Below are 17,539 nucleotides of genomic sequence, written 5' to 3'. Positions count from 1 at the left end.
ATCTGCGAGAAAATTTATAACACATCTCTTACTAAAAATCTCTGATTTCCTGCACCTAATTATATATTTTAAAACACCTTTCGCCTTTGCGATTATCCAACAAAAAAGCAGCTCTTAAAAAAGAGCTGCTTAAACTAATTAATTATTTAAGATCTGTTTTTTTTAAAATATCAATTCCAAATCCTGTGCAACCCTGAAACAAGAAGAGGAGCAGGAACAAAAGATACAGTACCTGAGGTAAATAAAGGAAATAACTCAGCCATGTAAAAGGATCCATTTCATATACTCCGGTTTCAGATTTTATAGGAATAAGTTCCTTTGGAATGGAACTCAGATCATGCGTAAATAAGGCAACAAGTATAATGATGATTAAAAATGCAGAGCTTATTCTTGTCCAAAAGCCCAGCATTAAAAATAAACCGAATATACATTCACAAAAAGCGGTAAAATTGGCGGTAAACTGAGGAAATGGAAATCCTATAGTACTGATGGTATTGAACATATACCCCTGAAAAATAGGATGGAAAAGTTTATTGAAACCTGCTATAAAAAAGAATAATCCAATTAATATTCTACAAATTACATAGATGCTGACTGTATTTTTTTCGAGGTTTGATAGTATTGTTTTCATTATTTTTTTAATTCATTGATTGATTACATCAACATGACAAAACCATGAACAATAGCTGGTCATGTGATGTTGATTAAATAATAGGATTCTGTTTGTTAATTTCAGATCGTGTTCTTTACGGGTATCTGAAATCTACATTTTTATTTTGGGAGGAATCCAGATAGAATTAAAAAATGAATAATAGGGTGGATCATCATACAAAAAATAGCGGTTATGGATTTCCTGATCCATAAATTTTTCAAATGCAAAAGAATGAAAAGAAGCGGTAAAAAACAGAGAAAAGCCGGAACAATAATTACTGTTGCACTTTATTGGAGTTCTGTTGTTTTCTTCGAGATTAATTTTATTACATTTTTTATGAGATGTCTCTTCCTGACTGTAATTTTGTTTGATTTTGATAGAAGAAAATTGGGAATTTTCAGTTTTTAGGATCACCAAATGGACTAGCATTAAAAATACATTAAATACCTGTATATACCGCCATAATCCATTTCTTTCCCCCATAAATACCATAGAATTAAAACAAATATAGTAAAATATTCATAGCTGCCTTCTACATGAATGCCTGTTTTTCAAGTTCAGAAACTACTACTTTAGCCATTTCTTTAGAGCTAAATGGATTTTGTCCGGTAATCAAACTGCCATCAACTACAACATTGGAAGTCATAGGAATAAATGCTTTTCTGTAATGTACATTCCGCTGTTTAAGAGCTTCTTCAAGATTAAAAGGAACTTCATTTTTTCTTCTTGCCAATGTTTCTTCAAACCAGTCAAATCCGGTAACAGCTTTACCTTTAATCATATATTCTCCATCCGAAAGTCTTACGTTCAGTAATCCTCCGACCCCATGACAAATCGCAGCAACCATTTTATTGCTTTCATACTGATCTCTGAGAATCTCCTGTAAAGTAGTATTATCAGGAAAATCATACATGGTAGCATGTCCTCCCGCAAGATAAATACAGTCGAAGGAATCATTTTTTACCATATCAAGGCTTTTTGTCTGAGCCAATTCATTCATAAATACCGGATTTTCATAATAACTTTTTGAAATACCGTCAAGCACCAGAGGTTTCAGACTTTCCGGGTCAATAGGAGTATTTCCACCTTTAGGAGAAGCTATGGTAATCTTCCATCCTTTCTCCTTTGCCGCGTGGTAAATATGGGTAAGCTCGCTCAGCCATAATCCGGTTTTAAGATGACCACTGGCATATTGTTCTATGTTTGTTACAATTAATAAGATAGTTTTCATCATGATATCATTAATTAAAAGACTTTCTGAACTCCAATGGAGAAACAGCCGTCTGGTTTTTAAATAAGCGGTGAAAAGACTGGGGATGTTCAAATCCTAAATTATAGGCAATTTCAGAAACGGACATTGTGGTGGTAGAAAGCAGCTCTTTTGCCTTTTCAATCATTCTGTTCTGAATATGCTGCTGCGTTGTTTGTCCTGTATGGACTCTCAGCATGTCACTCAGATAATTAGGGCTTATATTCATTTGTGCTGCTACGAACTGCACGGTGGGAATCCCATTGATCAACAGTTTTTCATTTTTAAAATAATCATCGAGTAACGTTTCAAGCTGAGTCAAAAGATCATGATTCACTTTTTTTCGGGTTAAAAACTGACGGTTGTAGAATCTGTCACAGTATTTTAACAGCAAATCAATGTTGGATACCAATAAATCCTGAGTAAAACCATCCATATTGGCTTCAATCTCCCTATTGATATTGTCCAGAATATCCGTTATAGATTTTTCTTCTTTTTCGGAGAGATACAACGCTTCATTGGCAGAATAAGAGAAGTATCCATACTCTTTTATAACAGAAGCCAACGGATATCCCTGCAGGAAATCGGGGTGAATAACCAATACACTTCCCCTAACCTCAGAAAGCAGAATATCTTCAAACTGCAGAACCTGATGAGGAGCAATAAAATACATGATTCCATCCTCAAAATCATAATAGTGCTGTCCGTATTTGCATCTTCCTGCACAATCTTTTTTAATAGAAATCACATAAAAATCTGTAGTCACCGCACTCAGAATAGTTTCCGGATCTACATTCACTTCATTAAAATCAAACACACTGATCAAAGGGTTGGAAGGTCTTTTCAACTTCAGATATTTGTGTAGTGCTGTAATGGAGGTTACTTTTTCAGGAGCTTTCATTTTATTTCTTTTTTACCGCCCTTCCATAGGAGGGGAATGTTTTGTCCTTCGGTTGTGGTGTTCGTTTTTCTAAGTTACCTATTTTTAACGTGATTATTTTGCCGTCTGCTGTTCTTTTTTTATCTGCTCAATTCCCTGTCTGTAAGTGGTTACCTGAAATTCCGGAAATCTTTTTCTGAATTTTGAATCATCAAAAAGGTTATCATACCCATATCTTGGAAGCAGTTCCAGTAATTCTTTTGCATTTTTGTTGAATAAAGATCCTATTTTAAAAGCCAGTTTCGGAATTACAGAATACTTAAATTCTTTACCATAAATCTGAGAAACCAAAGCAATGAACTCTTCATAATTCAGTTTATGATCATCTACCGGTAAATGCCATGTCTGTTTATAGGCATCAGGTGTATTTCCTATTAAAGCTGTTGCACGGCTTGCATCAGGAGTCCAGATCAGGCTTCGCAGCTTACTGTCTCTCAAAGGAACTTTTAGTTTTTTATCTTCTTTAATTGCATTGAAAATAAGACTATTGGTAATACTTTGAGTTTTTCCCGGTCCATAAAATTCAGGAGCTCTGCAGATGACAGCCTCTATTGTTCCTGCTTCCATTTCTTTTAAAAGCATTTCCGTCATCCGTTTTCTCACCATTCCTTTTCTTCCTACAGGAGAGAATGGGGTTTGTTCCGTTAAGACCTCATTATTTTGAGGGTACATATAGGTATTGTCAAAAAAAACCAGTTTGGTACCATTGATTTTACAGGCTTCAATGACGTTTTTCAAAATCACCAGGAATTGCTTTTCCCACAGATCTGTATCCATAGGAAGTCCAAGTGTGAAATAAGCAATCTCGCTTCCTTTCACGGCTTCTATAGCTTTTTCTCTGTCTGATAAATCTGCAGAAAAAATAGTATCAGTATCATTTACTTTTTTAGCATTTCTGCTGACAATGCGGATGTCTGAAGTATAATTTCTTTTCAGTTCTCTTGCCAGTTCTTCACCAATCTGTCCATTGGCTCCTAATATGGTTTGCATCATTTCTAATTTTGAGGGTTATGTATTGCGTTCAAAATAAATAGAATATTTTCAGTCGCTATTATTTATGATGCAAAATTCGGGCATAATTATAAAAACAAGGTAGCTAAATCCATGGAAGTTGTAACATAATCTCTGATGACATAAAAAAGCCGGGAAAAAAAAGCTAACAATGTTTGAATAATATAGTATTCTCTTCGTTTTCTTTACTTACCCGGCTCTTAGAATTTTCTTTTATCATTTCCTGTCTAAAGCCAGATAATTGTCTTCTATTCTGCTGATCAGGATGTAAAACAAACCTGCATAGATCATCTGAATTCCCATGGCTTCCCAATTTTCAACCGTACTGCATCCAAAAAGCAGCAGGATAATCAGGGATGCGCCAGCTATAGTGGCAATGCGGGTTTTAAAACCAACCATCAGCAGTAATCCGATCATCAATTCTAAAAAGGGGAGTGTAATCCCGAACAGGTGTACCAATGGCTGTGGAAGCCAGCTTGTTTCAAAACCTTTCATCATTCCTGATGCAAAGTCCTGTAGTTTTACAAGACGAACCAATCCGTGCCCTAAAAGGTTAATTCCCATAGACACGCGAAGGAAAAAATAGGCTGTTTTTGTATTATTCATAAAGGTATTTTTGGATGGAAGACCGAAGAAGGAAATTATACAGGTCATAAAAGTACTTTGCAGACTTCAATACCTTCTTTCCTCCAGCTTCCCGCTTCTTTACTTAGTTAAACTTTTCTTCACTGTTATCAACAAGAGTGTCAGGATCATTTATAACCATTTTGGCAATATCATCCTTTCTCATAAAGACTACCCCTTGTTTTTCTTTAGTATATTTAATAAATTCCTCCATAGCATGCATCATTGCAGGAGTTCCACCGATTCTGTCGTGAAAGCTGATGCTCATCATTCTTCTTTTGGAAGCTCCTTCTTCATAAAGACGGTCGAATTCAAATTTCAATTGGTTTAAAAACTGATCAGGGCTCCAGTGTTTTCCTTCAATATTGACGATATCATTGTTACGAAGGGTATAAGGAATAACAACAAAATTTTTCCCTTTTACTTTGGTAATAAAAGGTTCATCATGGCTTAAATCATCAATATGATACAGAAAACCAAGATCCTGTAACACTTTAAGGGTATTCGGGCTTCTTCTGAGCCAGTTACAGTTATAGCCAACAGCTTTCTGGCCTGTAATTTTTTCAACAGCATCTACACCTTTCTTTACAAAATTCAGTTCGTCAGCATAATTCTTATTCCACTGATTATCCCAGGTAAAACCATGAGCTGCAATTTCATGACCTCCGTTTGCAATAGCTTTTGCCACTTCCGGATACTTTTCCGCTGCTGTTCCCACTACATGGGAAGTTACTTTAATGTCATATTTTTTCCATAGATCCAGCATTCTGTAAATTCCTTCATTTCCTCCGTAACGATACCAGCTTTCTGCCGGAAGATCCGGGTTGCCTTTAGGAAGTGGAGTACTACTGAAAGGACTTTCAGCGCCTTCAGGCTGTCCGCCTGTTTCAAACTGCATAGAAACGGAAATCACCAATTGAGCTCCATTTGGCCATTGTTTTTTTGTTAGAATTTTTGTTTCAGATTGATCTTTTTTTGCCCTTTTATCCTTATCATGATCAGAAAATGACATCAGAACGATTGTTGAAGCAACTAACAGTATTGATTGTTTTATATATTTCATTTTGAATGTATTTAATAGAGCAAAATTGGTCAATAATGAATTATGATATATTGTAATAATTAATGGTAAATTTGTAAAAATCCATTCTTTCATGAAACGAATCGTTAACTTCAATTCTTTTAATGTTTTCAGCATCGAAAAAGAAATCTGGGATGTTGAGTATCATAATCATAACTTTTATGAACTCATTATCATAGAGAATGGAAAAGGATTTCATCATCTCAATAATATTACTTTTCCTTATAAAAAAGGGGACGTTTTCCTTCTGAGACCAAGTGACGGGCATGAATTTTCCATTACCAGTAAAACACGTTTCATCTATATAAAATTTACGGAACAATATATCTGGCAAAACCTTTTGTCCAACAAAAATAATGAGCTTAAAAAAGTGATCCAACTTCTGATGGAAGACCATTCTTTTGTCTATGAATCGGTGATTCAAAGTAAAACGGACAGGGAACATCTGCTGCAACTTGCACGTATCCTTCTCTATGAGTTCAACCATAAAAATACGTACAACAAAGAAATCTCAACCGATCTTTTTTCCAGTATCATCACTATTCTGATCCGAAATACAATGCATAATAGTACTACCAAAAACTGGGTCACACAAAATGTAAGCAGAATTGAAAAGATGTTGTATTATATCAACATTAATGCTTTAGATGCAGATAAAATGAAAATTGAAAACCTGGCTAAAGAATTTATGCTGTCCCCTAATTATATCAGCATTTATATCAAAAAACAGACTGGCTTTTCTATACAACAGCATGTTATACAGCATAAAATGAAAACTGCAGAAAAACTTTTGCTTCATAGCCATTATAATATCAGTGAGATTGCCGATAAACTGGGGTTCAATGATGCCAGCCATTTCAATAAAATATTCAAAACATATAAAGAAATGTCTCCTTCTGAATTTAAAAAGAATAGTTTATCTTACTGACCTTCCGGATTATATATTTTTCATATCTTTAATAATCAAACCTTTAAGCCCATGAAAACGAGTGCGGGTATTTTGCTTTTTAAAAAAGAAAAAGATAGTCTGTATTACTTTCTTGTTCATCCTGGCGGGCCTTTCTGGAAAAATAAAGACCTGGAAGCATGGTCTATTCCAAAAGGAGAGCTGCTTCCAGATGAAAATCCATTGGAACGTGCATTAACGGAATTTAAAGAAGAAACAGGAAAAACAGTGAAAGGGAACTTTATTGAGTTGTCACCCATTAAGCAAAAAGGAGGAAAAATAGTTTACGCCTGGGCATTGGAGGGGCATATTGATACTTCAGCACTTTACAGCAATACCTTCTCTATGGAATGGCCACCCAAATCCGGCAAAATAATAGAAATTCCCGAAGTAGATCAATGGGAATGGTTTGCTTCAGAAGAAGCACAGCAACGGATCAATACGGCACAGAAAGGTTTCATAACAGAACTTGAAAATATAGTAAAAAAACAATAACACCTTAAAACAAAAACCATGAAAAAATTAAACAGAAAAACATTAAAAAACATTGTGGGAAAAATTGGTATAGAGCTGAATCTTCCTCTTCCTGTAGGCATCTGTTTTGGAAATCTGCTTTCCTTATGTCCTCCTCATTCTCATTGTCGCGCAGATGAAAGATGCTATCCTGATGCAGCGGGTCCCTGTATCAACGGACAGTGTCCTTCAGGCTATCACTGCCATTCAGGAGAATGTGTAAGATAAAATATCAAAACAAAAAAACGTTTATCAGACTGATAAACGTTTTTCATTATATATTAAAGTTTCACCTCTTTATTATTCCTATCGCTTTTAATGCGCTCGATGTTAAAAAGATGTCATCAAAAACGGTAAGTGATTCTACATCATGATATCCTGAAGGAATCAGGTCGTTCTTATTAAAAGATAATTCAATGGAAGCATCATATGAAGCAATGATTCTCACTTTTGAATATCCGTTATAGTCTACTTTAAAACCTTCAAACATACAGTTCTGTTCTGCCTTCTGATATTCGGCATATTCTTCAAATCCTGCAACATCTGTTCTTTTCCCGTCATTATGATCGAGAGACTTCCATTCCGTATAATTTTTGGGTTCTTTCAGAATATTTCCTTCACGATCTAAAGGAACAAACATTCCAAGAGTCAGGCGCTTCTTTAAAAAATTGGCATAATTATTCATCAGATTCAAAATCTGAAGATCAGCATATCCTTCGTGTGAATAATATTCCAACACGAAAGTTGTCATCGGAATCAGCTTATGAGAAGCATCAGTCGGCATAATTAGTCTTTAATTTTTTTTGGCCGATAAAAATAGTATTTTTATTTACTCTACCCAATGGAAGTAGGTGAATAGGATGGAATTTATACCCATTCTGAATAACAATAAGTATAGGACAACCCTTCATTTTTCAGTATTTTTGATGGGAATAACTCTATTACAATAACGAATCTACCTGTTAAAACCGGTGATTTTTGCCTTATACAAATTATTATATGTTGAAAAAGATATTATTAGGAGCCAGCATCATTCATTGTTGCTTTTACAATACTATGGCTCAGAGCCCCGGCCAACAACCGGTTTATACATCCGAATGGGGACACCTTTACCGTGATCAGGGAAATAATAAGGATCTTCTGGGAGTGTTTTCTACCGAGGCACCTGTTTACCTTCTCGATTCCACCCGAACACAATACAAAGTACAGGTAAGCAATGGCGATATTGGTTTTATAGACCGCCAGTCTTTACAAAAAACGATGCGTGGTAAAAAGTCTTCCGGAGAACCTGCCCAATATTTCAATAGAGGATCACAAGGATTCCAATGTCCGCATTTCTATGTACAGGTATCGGAACTGCGTGTACGGAAAGCTTCTACAACAGAAAGCATCCCGGTAAGGAAAGCATCTTTAAATGAAATGGTCTGTATTGATTATGTGCCTTTATATCAGGATGGCTGGATCTATATTGGGGATCATTTCCACGAAAATCCCGAATATATCCAAATGAAATATCTGGGTGCTGAACTTACCTACGAAAAAGTTCTGAAAGACTATCTGGCAGTAAAGGGTAAAGACAAGGAAAAAGAACTGGCTCAGGTTGGAAGACTACGTGAAATGGCATGGCTGGAAGATAAAAATCTTAAACAAGCCTTAAACTTTTGGAAAGAGTCATATGCCAATACCAATGTAGAAAACTCAAAAGTAGATATTGACTTTGAGCTTCTTCTTGCAGATCAATTTGGAAAAAAACCAGAAGCTAAAGCTTATGAAAAAAAACTTAAAGCTTTAAACCTACATTTTATATGGAAGGAAACTGCCCTTTTTGACGGAAAAATTACAGGTGCACAGATGAAGCAGCTGGAGATGCAGAAGATTAAAGATATTCCAAACATGCCGGAATGTGGCTGGGAACCTCAATATTTCTATAGAACACCCAATATCATTATTGCTTTTGAAGAATATAAAGGAAAAGTTTCCGGAAGTATCTATAAAATGTCTTTCAGTAATGGTGAAATTTTAGTTTTGGGAAATGAACGTATGGATTCCCATTATGATGAAAGAAATTTTGTAACCCGTTTTGGTGATATGCTGTCTGCACGCTGGATTTCGTCCCCACACGAATATTACATCCAGAACGGAGATGCAGGACTCTTTATTTTTACTTTTAAAGAGGGAAAACTTTTCAGCTACGAATGTATGTACTATTGCTAGATATATTTAATCATAATATGTTCAATTTCTAATATTTATATTTCATGATCAATGATCCTATTTTCTTAGCTTCTGACACTGCTTTATTGGGCTACAGAATAGCAGAACTTGTTGCTGACAAACTACAAAAAGGATATTTACTTGGATATCGGCACCGTGATTTTTGCGGAATGGCTATGAAAATGGATGAAAAAAATCAATTTTTATACGGAGAACTTTATGATGGGATTGATTTTTCAGTTCCAACGGTTTTTAAAAACAGAGAATCATTTGTTATATGGCTTTCTGAACAATCCACCGCATCACTGGCCCGACTGGATGATGATGATTTTTATAGAGGAAACCAGGTAATTACAAGACAACGCTTACTGGAATTTATAAAAGACTAATGATGTGCTAAAAAATCCAGTCCAATTCTCCAACAAGAGTGATTAAATATAAAGCTGTATCTTTACACTACCAAACAAAATATTATATGTCATTTATTACACCGGAAGGAGCCAGGAAGGCTCAGCTATCCCTATCAGAAAGAGCACCCGTTGCTCATGCTATTCTCTCAGGAGCAGAGAATATTTCGAAATACAACAGTGGAGTATGTCATGATGTGGTAGCCTATGCTTTGTATATGCGTGGCGCCTCCATAAGTCCTGCTCAGCTGGCAGAATCAGCCGGACAAAAATGGTTAACTGTATTTAACTATCCTTTAGGAGAAAAGTGGGACGGATATTCACCCATTCCTGCAGGAAAAGCTATTGGTTTCTACAGACTTATTGATAAAAGCTGGTTTCATTCAGCGGTTACAACAGGAAAAGGAAATGAAATAAGATCTGTTAACGGATTTTCATTAGGATCTGCATGGTCTGTACCTGTAGATATGAAATGGGTATTAGGCAAAAGAAATTCTGATGGCACATTCAATTATGATGGTACCAAAATAGAAGTCTATATCTCTTCTTTATAGTCGAAATTTCATTGTGATAAAAACAGGCAGACTTGCAAATTAGCGAATCTGCCTGGCTTTTTATATATCATTCTAAGCATCAGCACATTTCGGACAGATCCCGCTGATGATAAAATTGTATTCCTGTGCAATAAAATGTTCCGGTAAACTAATTTCCGGAATTGCATTTTCAATACACGTTACAGAATTACATTCTTTGCAGTTGAAATGAACATGATTATGAAAATGCTTTTCATGAGTACATTTTCCACTGCACTTCGCAAAATTCACCACCCCGTCAATATTAACAATCTTGTGGATAGCTCCTTCATTTTCAAGTCTTTCCAATACTCTGTAAATCGTTACCCTATTGCATAGATCACCCAATTTTTTTTGAATATCTGAGTGGGTAAGGGCTATTTCTGAGTCATTGATAAGACTTAAAATTTCAGTTTTAGCATGCGTATTTCTAACTTGTTTCATATTTTAATGCAACAAAGTTGCGTTATTTGAATTTTTATTTATACTTTTGCAACAAAGTTACGATAAGAAAATTAATCCATACTATTATGAAGTCAAAAATTCTTGATGCTGTAGGAATCTCCGCTGCTGTTTTATGCCTGATTCATTGTATAGTCTTTCCGTTATTACTGATTGTTCCTTTGGGAATATCACATAACCCCTATATTGATTTAGGTTTCCTTTGTATTGGTACCATTGTCGTATTCAGGGTAACCAGAAAAATAACCAACCACTGGCTGAAACTTTTATTCTGGATATCAGTTTCTCTCATTTTTATTTCTGTACTTATCGACCTGATATTTGAAATTCATGTTCCTCTGATCTATTTTGGAGCTGCAGGTTTAATTACTGGCCATATCATCAATTTTAAAAATCATAAACATTAAAATACATGACGAAGAAACTTCCTGTAACGGTACTCAGTGGCTTTTTGGGAGCTGGAAAAACCACATTGCTCAATCATATTCTCCATAATAAACAAGGCTTGAAAGTAGCTGTCATTGTGAATGACATGAGCGAAGTTAATATTGATGCCCGTCTTGTTGAAAATCAAAATACTCTTTCAAGAACAGAAGAAAAGTTAGTAGAAATGAGCAATGGGTGTATCTGTTGTACACTCCGCGAAGATCTGATGATAGAAGTTGAACGTCTTGCTCACGAAAATCGTTTTGATTACCTATTGATAGAGAGTACAGGAATCAGTGAACCTATTCCGGTTGCCCAAACCTTCACCTATATTGATGATGAGAGTGGAATAGACCTTTCCCGTTTCAGCTATGTAGATACAATGGTAACTGTAGTGGATTGTTTCAATTTTATGAAAGATTTCGGGTCCAATGAACTATTGATGGATCGTGATCTTACCGATATGGAAGGAGATTACAGAACAATTGTCAATCTTCTTACAGACCAGATTGAGTTTGCGAATGTGATTATTTTAAACAAAACAGATCTTATCAACTCTGAAACACTTGGATTTTTAAAAGCTGCCATTAAAAAATTAAATCCTGATGCTGTCATTCTACATTCAGAATTTGGTAAGGTTGAACCTCAGCAGATTTTAAATACGCAGCTTTTTGACTTTGATAAAGCACAATCTTCAGCTGGCTGGCAAAAAGAATTGCAATCTGAACATCATACGCCTGAAACTGAAGAATATGGAATCAGCTCACTGGTTTTCAGAGATAGAAAACCATTTCATCCTGTGAGACTCTGGAACTATTTGAATCATCATTATCCTGAAGGAACAATAAGGGCAAAAGGGTTATTCTGGCTGGCCTCAAGACCAGACGATGCTTTGAATTTTTCCCAGGCCGGAGGTTCTTTCCGTCTGGAAAAGGCTGGGGTATGGTGGGGCAGCATGCCCATGAACCAACGGGTACAGTATTCTTCATTTGCAGAAAATCAGGAATTTATAGAAAGTAGATGGGATAAAAACTGGGGTGACAGAATCAATGAGCTTGTATTTATTGGGCAGAACCTGGATAAAGATCAAATGTTATCAGACCTCCAGCATTGCCTTATTAATGAACAGGAAAAAGAACTGCTTGATCAGAAACAACCTTTTGAAGATCCTTTCCCAAAGAATATTTAAAATTAACCTTTAATTGATGCAACTTGGTTTGATAAAAAACTAAATACAACAACTTATCATCTTATTTCAACACAATATGGACAGAAGAAAATTTCTAAAAGGTTCAGCATTACTTTCAGGGTTATTGACCTTATCACCATCTGATCTCTGGAGCTTCGGGAAAACTGTAGAAAATCCCCAGAAAGGAAAAGCAAAGAATATCATCTTTATGGTAAGTGACGGAATGAGTCTTGGAACACTTTCAATGGCTGATCTGTATTCCCGGAATATTTTGGGAAAAGGGAGTAACTGGCTCAATCTGTATCATGAGAAAAAAGTGACACGAGCTCTGATGGACACTGCCTCTGCAAGTTCTATTGTAACTGATTCCGCTGCAGCAAGTTCCGCTTTCGGAGGAGGAATAAGAGTGAAGAACGGAGTCCTGAACATGGGGGCCAACGGTGAAAAACATCTTCCCATATGGCAGCAATATAAAAAAGCAGGAAAGAAAGCAGGCTGTGTGACAACCGTTACCATTACGCATGCCACTCCTGCAGGATTCTGTGTAAATTCTTCAAAAAGAAATGCAGAACCCCAAATCGCTGAAATGTATGCAGACCTGGAATTGGATGTGCTGTTAGGAGGCGGAGATGAATTTTTCAATCCAGCAAAAAGAGAAGACAAGAAAGATCTCTATTCTGTGTACAGCAAAAAGGGATACAGGATTCTAAAAACACAAAACGACTTGAAAGAAATCAAAAAAGGAGAGAAATTATTAGGAATATTCAACTCAGGAGCACTCCCTTACAGTATTGACAGAGTTCATGTTCCGGAATTTAAAAATACACCAACTCTTGCTGAAATGGCAAAGACCGCCATTGATCAGTTGAAAGATCATCCCACCGGTTTTGTCCTTCAGATAGAAGCCGGAAAAGTAGACTGGTCAGCCCATGCCAATGATATAGCAGCACTCATTCACGATCAGCTGGCATTTGATGAGGCTGTAAAAACAGTAATGGATTTTGCCGAAAAAGACGGAAATACATTAGTTATCATTACTACAGATCATGGTAATGCCAATCCCGGAACGATTTACGGAACTGATGCTACCAAAAAGTTTAACAGTATTTCAGAATATCAATATACCAACGAATATATTCTGAACAAGATTCAGAAAGACTATTCAGTAAAAGACATTAAAGACTGGATCTATGAAGGCAACAAAATCATTCTGAATGATGATGAAGCCAAACATCTTCTGAGTTTCTACAACGGACTTGAAAAAGAAGAAGAAGGGCTTTATAATTATAAAAAACTGCCTTTCAAGCTTTATTCAGAAATTCAGAAAAGCAGAAATTCAGTAGGGTGGATCAGTATGGATCATTCGGGAGATTATGTGGAAGTGGCAGCTTATGGGCCTGGAAATGAACATTTACAGCCTTTTATTAAAAATACAGACCTGCATGATCTTATGCTGAAAGCCTGTTTGATATAGACATTCATATTTTTTCATATTTAATTATTTGGGAGAGTGCAAGGCGGATTGAGTGTGTCCGCCTTGTTTTTTATGTATCCATCATTATTCACTTACATGCTCTTTATAATATCTCCCAATCTTTTCAGTGCATTTTCTACTTTATCATTCCAAACATTATTGCAGCTGATCCGGATATAGTTTCTATAATCCCCGCTATTGGAAAACAGCGGTCCAGGGGCAAAATTTACAAACTGGTCAATGGCTTTTTTCTGAAGTTCAAACACATCAATATGGGCAGGCAGCTCTATCCACACTACCAAACCTCCTTCGGGCCGGCTCATCCGGATATCAGTAGGAAAATATTTTTCTATTGCCTGAATAGTCAGTAGCATCAGTCTATGCAGTTCAGGCCGAAGCTTGCGCAGATGACGGTCATAGGCTCCTGTTTTCAGCAACTGCAACAAAGAAGACTGTACAATGCTTGCCGTTGCAACATTAGTAACAGTTTTCAATTTGATCACCTGTTCTGTAAACCTTCCTGCAGCACACCATCCGATTCTGTAACCAGGTGCAGCCGATTTAGAAAAAGAAGAGCAAAGCATAACCCAGCCATGATGGTCATAGCTTTTTATAGTTGTTGGGCGTTGTGTCTGGAAATGTAAGTCTCCATAAATATCATCTTCTATGACCGGAATTTCCATTTTTTCAGCAAAAGCGGCTATTGCTGATTTCTTTTCATCATTTAAAGTAATTCCATTTGGGTTATTAAAATTTGAAATTAAAAGACATGCAGAAATTCTTTGTTTGCTGCAGATTTCTTCCAATTCCTGAATATTGATGCCGGTCAAAGGACAACCGGAAAATTCGATTATTTTAAGATCAAGGCTTTCTATTGTCTGCAATATACCATGGTAAATTGGGGACTGCACAAGTACAGTATCACCCGCTTTTGCTACAGCTCGCAGACATAGATTGACTGCTTCCAAAGCACCATTCGTAATAACCACATCATCAGCCGACAGATTACCCTGCCAAAGGAAAGACCTTTGAGCAATTTCGGTTCTCAACTGACTATTTCCTACAGCAGGCTCATACTGTAAATGCCGGCCTGTTAAATCCCTGGAAGCCTGCTGTAAACTTCTCCGCAAAGCATTAAAAGGTAGAAAATCCGGATGTAAAACAGCATTAAAAAATGAAACATAAGATTTGTTTTCCGAATCAGGAAATGATACTTCCTGTAACACTTTTCCAATCGCTATTTTTTGAGCAAGGGTGCTATTTTCTGACTGCTTTGGAAGACTTACAGAAGAAACAGAGGTTCGGAGCACAATAAATCCCGACCTTTCTTTTCCGGCTACCAGACCTTTATCTTCCAATAAAGTGAAAGCTTTCAGAATAGTCCCGACACTTATTTTCAATTGTTGCCGGATACTGCGTAATGATGGAAGTTTGGCCCCCACGGGATACGTTCCGTTATTGATGGAAATCTCAAACTGATCTGCAAGTGCTATGTATTGAAAATCTTTCATCTGTTATACTAATATATTCGTTTTTTGTATCTGTTACAATATAACAAAGATATCTACTTTTACTGAACAAAAAAATAAGAAGAATATGAAAAAATTAGGATTGGTAGGAGGCATCAGCTGGGCTTCTACTTTAGACTACTACCGTCTTTTAAATGAAGGAATTAATCAGCAATTAGGTGGATTGAATTTTGTGGAATGTATTATATATTCTGTCAACTTTAACCATTTTCAGCAATTTAATGCAGATTACGACTGGGATGCGACTTTTGAACTTCTGTATAATGCCGCCGAAAATTTAAAAAAGTCAGGAGCAGAAGCTATTGTACTTTGTGCCAACACAGCCCATATTGTTGCCGACAGGATTGAAGAGAAAATAGGATTACCACTCATCCACATTACAACGGCTACAGCCAATGCCGTTAAACGAAAAGGATTAAAAAAAATTGGTTTATTAGGGACAAGCTATACGATGGAGCTTGATTTTTATAAGAATAAACTAATTGAAAGTGGTCTGGAACCTCTTATTCCTGAGAAAAGTGAAGACAGGGATTATATAGAGGATATTTTAAGAAATGAATTAAGCAGAGGCATTATTAATCCTGAAACCAAAAAAAATTATCTTAAGATTATTCAGGAGCTTACAGACCGTGGAGCAGAGGGGATTATTTTAGGCTGTACAGAAATTCCACTTCTGATCAAACAGGAAGATGTCTCTGTTCCGGTATTTGATACCATTCAGATTCATGTAGATGCAGCTGTAGCATTTGCCGTTTCAAAGCACAACATAACAGCAGCCTCATAAAACACTAAAATACAGTTCAATTCAAAAGAAACCAATAATAATCAATGAGTTCGATTTATTAATGGTTTCAAATATAAGTACCATATTATTTAGATATGGTACTTTTTATTTTCATAATACCCATTGCTACTTTTTCGATCTCCGATATAACAAGAGGGCATATGATACCTCAATTTTTTGGTTGTAAGTAACCTTTGGGATTTTAAGAATATCTCAAACAGCAAGATCAGATATATTATAATATTCTCCTGACTTATAAAATCAGGAGCATATTATAATGTAATATTAAGACTGTTTTCTGCGGCGGCCGGAAACCTTTTTATCAAGATCTCTGATATCCTGTCTCAGCTCACGGAACATTTCTTTAAAATTATAACTTTCATAGTCACCAGGCTCGAAATCTTCCGGAAAAATTCCTGAAGCATACTGCCAGATTTCTACAACTTCTTCAAACGGAATTTCATAAGGCTCATAAAAAGAGTTATCAGCGCTTACACAGATTGAGTTTTCTTTTCTTTCCTTAAAACGTTTATAGGTAATCCCGTCATTCAGCGTTACAAAAACATAGGTTTTCCCCTGTTTCAAATCATTGATTCCTTCCACATATTTTCCTACAATATAGGAACCGTTTCTGAATGGAGGCATAGAATCTCCATCTGCAGGGAATGCCCTGTATTTTCCATTAGTAAGAAAGGGAAGAGCAATACGCTGAAGGCTCTCAATATAATCTACATCACTGTAACCTTCAAGATATCCCATAGAAGCTTTTTGGGGGATAATCTCTATCGTATCATTTCCATGGGTATCTACCGCTACCGGAAGAACAATTCTGTTGTCCGGCAGTTTCAGCATATCATCCATAGGGTACTTCTGGATATCTACGGACAGCATAAGATCAATGCTTACATGAAAATATTTAGAAATTTTTATAAGAAGTTCGATAGGAGGTTCAGATATTCCGTTCTCATATTTTGAATACCGGACTCTGGAGATCATCAGTTCATCGGCTACATTTTGTTGAGAGAGCTTTCTCTTGGCTCTTAAGAAGCGTATATTATTTGAAAAAATTGACATTGATAAAAGTATGTGAGCAAAAATACAAAATTTGAATGCGCTACCAACCACCGAAGCAGGTTTTCCTATAAGATATAATGAAATTTGACTGATCAAGTCTCCATTTTTACTAAAACGAAGAAATTTTCATACCTGAACAGTCAATTTTAGCACGTTAAAAATTGATTTCTGAACAAATTTAGAAGGCTCTACATAGTTTCAACAATAATCATTAATAAATATAATTTAGTACAAAAATAATAACTCTAAATTTCACAAATTGAGTTATTATTTTTAACATTTAGTAAATCAATCACATATAAGTGAAAATCATATTTTCACTAAAATACACTTATATTAATGAAATATTAAATAATAAAAAGATATAGTTAATTTATTGAAAATAATTTGCA

General features: G+C 35.8%; 20 protein-coding genes. 10 read left to right on the top strand and 10 right to left on the bottom strand.

Annotated elements, in window-relative coordinates:
• Positions 1-142 precede the first annotated feature (142 nt).
• From OL225_RS08050 to OL225_RS08025, 6 genes are all read right to left on the bottom strand, one after another.
• Entirely contained in the window at positions 143-631 is a 489-nt protein-coding gene (locus tag OL225_RS08050) for a DoxX family protein (protein WP_264517888.1), read from the bottom strand.
• 553 nt (positions 632-1,184) lie between these two features.
• Positions 1,185-1,886 (bottom strand): type 1 glutamine amidotransferase domain-containing protein, encoded by a 702-nt coding sequence (locus tag OL225_RS08045; protein WP_264517887.1) that lies wholly within the window; start codon positions 1,884-1,886, stop codon positions 1,185-1,187.
• A gap of 7 nt (positions 1,887-1,893) precedes the next feature.
• A complete protein-coding gene (locus OL225_RS08040) occupies positions 1,894-2,802 on the bottom strand; it encodes a helix-turn-helix domain-containing protein (protein WP_047374699.1) in 909 nt (302 codons plus the stop codon).
• 93 nt (positions 2,803-2,895) lie between these two features.
• Positions 2,896-3,831: an NAD-dependent epimerase/dehydratase family protein gene (locus tag OL225_RS08035; RefSeq protein ID WP_264517886.1), complete on the bottom strand. Its 936-nt coding sequence runs from the start codon at positions 3,829-3,831 to the stop codon at positions 2,896-2,898.
• Between the two features lie 237 nt (positions 3,832-4,068).
• Positions 4,069-4,458, bottom strand: coding sequence for a MauE/DoxX family redox-associated membrane protein (locus tag OL225_RS08030; RefSeq protein ID WP_264517885.1), 390 nt, complete (start codon positions 4,456-4,458; stop codon positions 4,069-4,071).
• A 103-nt stretch (positions 4,459-4,561) separates the two neighbouring features.
• The gene (locus OL225_RS08025) at positions 4,562-5,539 is read right to left on the bottom strand and encodes a polysaccharide deacetylase family protein (protein ID WP_264517884.1); all 978 of its coding nucleotides are present in this window, start codon (positions 5,537-5,539) and stop codon (positions 4,562-4,564) included.
• Between the two features lie 91 nt (positions 5,540-5,630).
• Here OL225_RS08025 and OL225_RS08020 point away from each other — a divergent pair, with 91 nt between their 5' ends.
• From OL225_RS08020 to OL225_RS08010, 3 genes are read left to right on the top strand one after another with little or no spacing between them, the layout of a single operon-like run.
• Complete coding sequence (locus OL225_RS08020) at positions 5,631-6,485, top strand: AraC family transcriptional regulator (protein ID WP_264517883.1); 855 nt, start codon at positions 5,631-5,633, stop codon at positions 6,483-6,485.
• A 51-nt stretch (positions 6,486-6,536) separates the two neighbouring features.
• Positions 6,537-6,998: an NUDIX hydrolase gene (locus OL225_RS08015; protein ID WP_047374692.1), complete on the top strand. Its 462-nt coding sequence runs from the start codon at positions 6,537-6,539 to the stop codon at positions 6,996-6,998.
• Between the two features lie 18 nt (positions 6,999-7,016).
• Entirely contained in the window at positions 7,017-7,244 is a 228-nt protein-coding gene (locus tag OL225_RS08010; RefSeq protein WP_264517882.1) for a hypothetical protein, read from the top strand.
• Between the two features lie 61 nt (positions 7,245-7,305).
• Here OL225_RS08010 and OL225_RS08005 read toward each other — a convergent pair whose 3' ends face one another.
• Complete coding sequence (locus tag OL225_RS08005; RefSeq protein ID WP_047374688.1) at positions 7,306-7,800, bottom strand: hypothetical protein; 495 nt, start codon at positions 7,798-7,800, stop codon at positions 7,306-7,308.
• A gap of 215 nt (positions 7,801-8,015) precedes the next feature.
• On the opposite strand from OL225_RS08005, the gene OL225_RS08000 reads away from it, so the two are divergent.
• The 3 genes from OL225_RS08000 to OL225_RS07990 all read left to right on the top strand — a co-directional run bounded on the left by OL225_RS08000 (position 8,016) and on the right by OL225_RS07990 (position 10,191).
• Entirely contained in the window at positions 8,016-9,230 is a 1,215-nt protein-coding gene (locus tag OL225_RS08000) for a hypothetical protein (RefSeq protein ID WP_264517881.1), read from the top strand.
• Positions 9,231-9,274: 44 nt separating this feature from the next.
• The gene (locus OL225_RS07995; protein WP_047374684.1) at positions 9,275-9,619 is read left to right on the top strand and encodes a hypothetical protein; all 345 of its coding nucleotides are present in this window, start codon (positions 9,275-9,277) and stop codon (positions 9,617-9,619) included.
• A gap of 86 nt (positions 9,620-9,705) precedes the next feature.
• Complete coding sequence (locus tag OL225_RS07990; RefSeq protein ID WP_047374682.1) at positions 9,706-10,191, top strand: hypothetical protein; 486 nt, start codon at positions 9,706-9,708, stop codon at positions 10,189-10,191.
• A 72-nt stretch (positions 10,192-10,263) separates the two neighbouring features.
• Here OL225_RS07990 and OL225_RS07985 read toward each other — a convergent pair whose 3' ends face one another.
• The gene (locus OL225_RS07985; RefSeq protein WP_047374680.1) at positions 10,264-10,653 is read right to left on the bottom strand and encodes a Fur family transcriptional regulator; all 390 of its coding nucleotides are present in this window, start codon (positions 10,651-10,653) and stop codon (positions 10,264-10,266) included.
• Positions 10,654-10,739: 86 nt separating this feature from the next.
• Between OL225_RS07985 and OL225_RS07980 the strand changes: the two genes are divergently transcribed.
• From OL225_RS07980 to OL225_RS07970, 3 genes are all read left to right on the top strand, one after another.
• Positions 10,740-11,078 carry a MerC domain-containing protein gene (locus OL225_RS07980; protein ID WP_047374678.1) on the top strand — a complete coding sequence of 113 codons (339 nt, stop codon included), beginning with the start codon at positions 10,740-10,742 and terminating at the stop codon, positions 11,076-11,078.
• Between the two features lie 5 nt (positions 11,079-11,083).
• Positions 11,084-12,286: a GTP-binding protein gene (locus OL225_RS07975; RefSeq protein WP_264517880.1), complete on the top strand. Its 1,203-nt coding sequence runs from the start codon at positions 11,084-11,086 to the stop codon at positions 12,284-12,286.
• A gap of 76 nt (positions 12,287-12,362) precedes the next feature.
• The gene (locus tag OL225_RS07970) at positions 12,363-13,760 is read left to right on the top strand and encodes an alkaline phosphatase (RefSeq protein WP_264517879.1); all 1,398 of its coding nucleotides are present in this window, start codon (positions 12,363-12,365) and stop codon (positions 13,758-13,760) included.
• 92 nt (positions 13,761-13,852) lie between these two features.
• Here the strand turns inward: OL225_RS07970 and OL225_RS07965 are convergent, their stop codons facing one another.
• A complete protein-coding gene (locus tag OL225_RS07965) occupies positions 13,853-15,271 on the bottom strand; it encodes a PLP-dependent aminotransferase family protein (RefSeq protein ID WP_264517878.1) in 1,419 nt (472 codons plus the stop codon).
• A gap of 85 nt (positions 15,272-15,356) precedes the next feature.
• On the opposite strand from OL225_RS07965, the gene OL225_RS07960 reads away from it, so the two are divergent.
• Positions 15,357-16,073, top strand: a complete 717-nt coding sequence (locus OL225_RS07960) for an aspartate/glutamate racemase family protein (protein ID WP_264517877.1) — start codon at positions 15,357-15,359, stop codon at positions 16,071-16,073.
• A 285-nt stretch (positions 16,074-16,358) separates the two neighbouring features.
• Here the strand turns inward: OL225_RS07960 and OL225_RS07955 are convergent, their stop codons facing one another.
• On the bottom strand, positions 16,359-17,147 hold the full coding sequence (locus OL225_RS07955) for a LexA family transcriptional regulator (protein WP_047374660.1): 789 nt from the start codon (positions 17,145-17,147) through the stop codon (positions 16,359-16,361).
• Between the last annotated feature and the right edge of the window lie 392 nt (positions 17,148-17,539).

The sequence above is a fragment of the Chryseobacterium viscerum genome, from assembly GCF_025949665.1.
Taxonomy (GTDB): Bacteria; Bacteroidota; Bacteroidia; order Flavobacteriales; family Weeksellaceae; genus Chryseobacterium; species Chryseobacterium viscerum_A.
The sequence above is the reverse complement of the archived record's forward strand: the minus strand, read 5'-3'. Positions and strand labels throughout refer to the sequence as shown.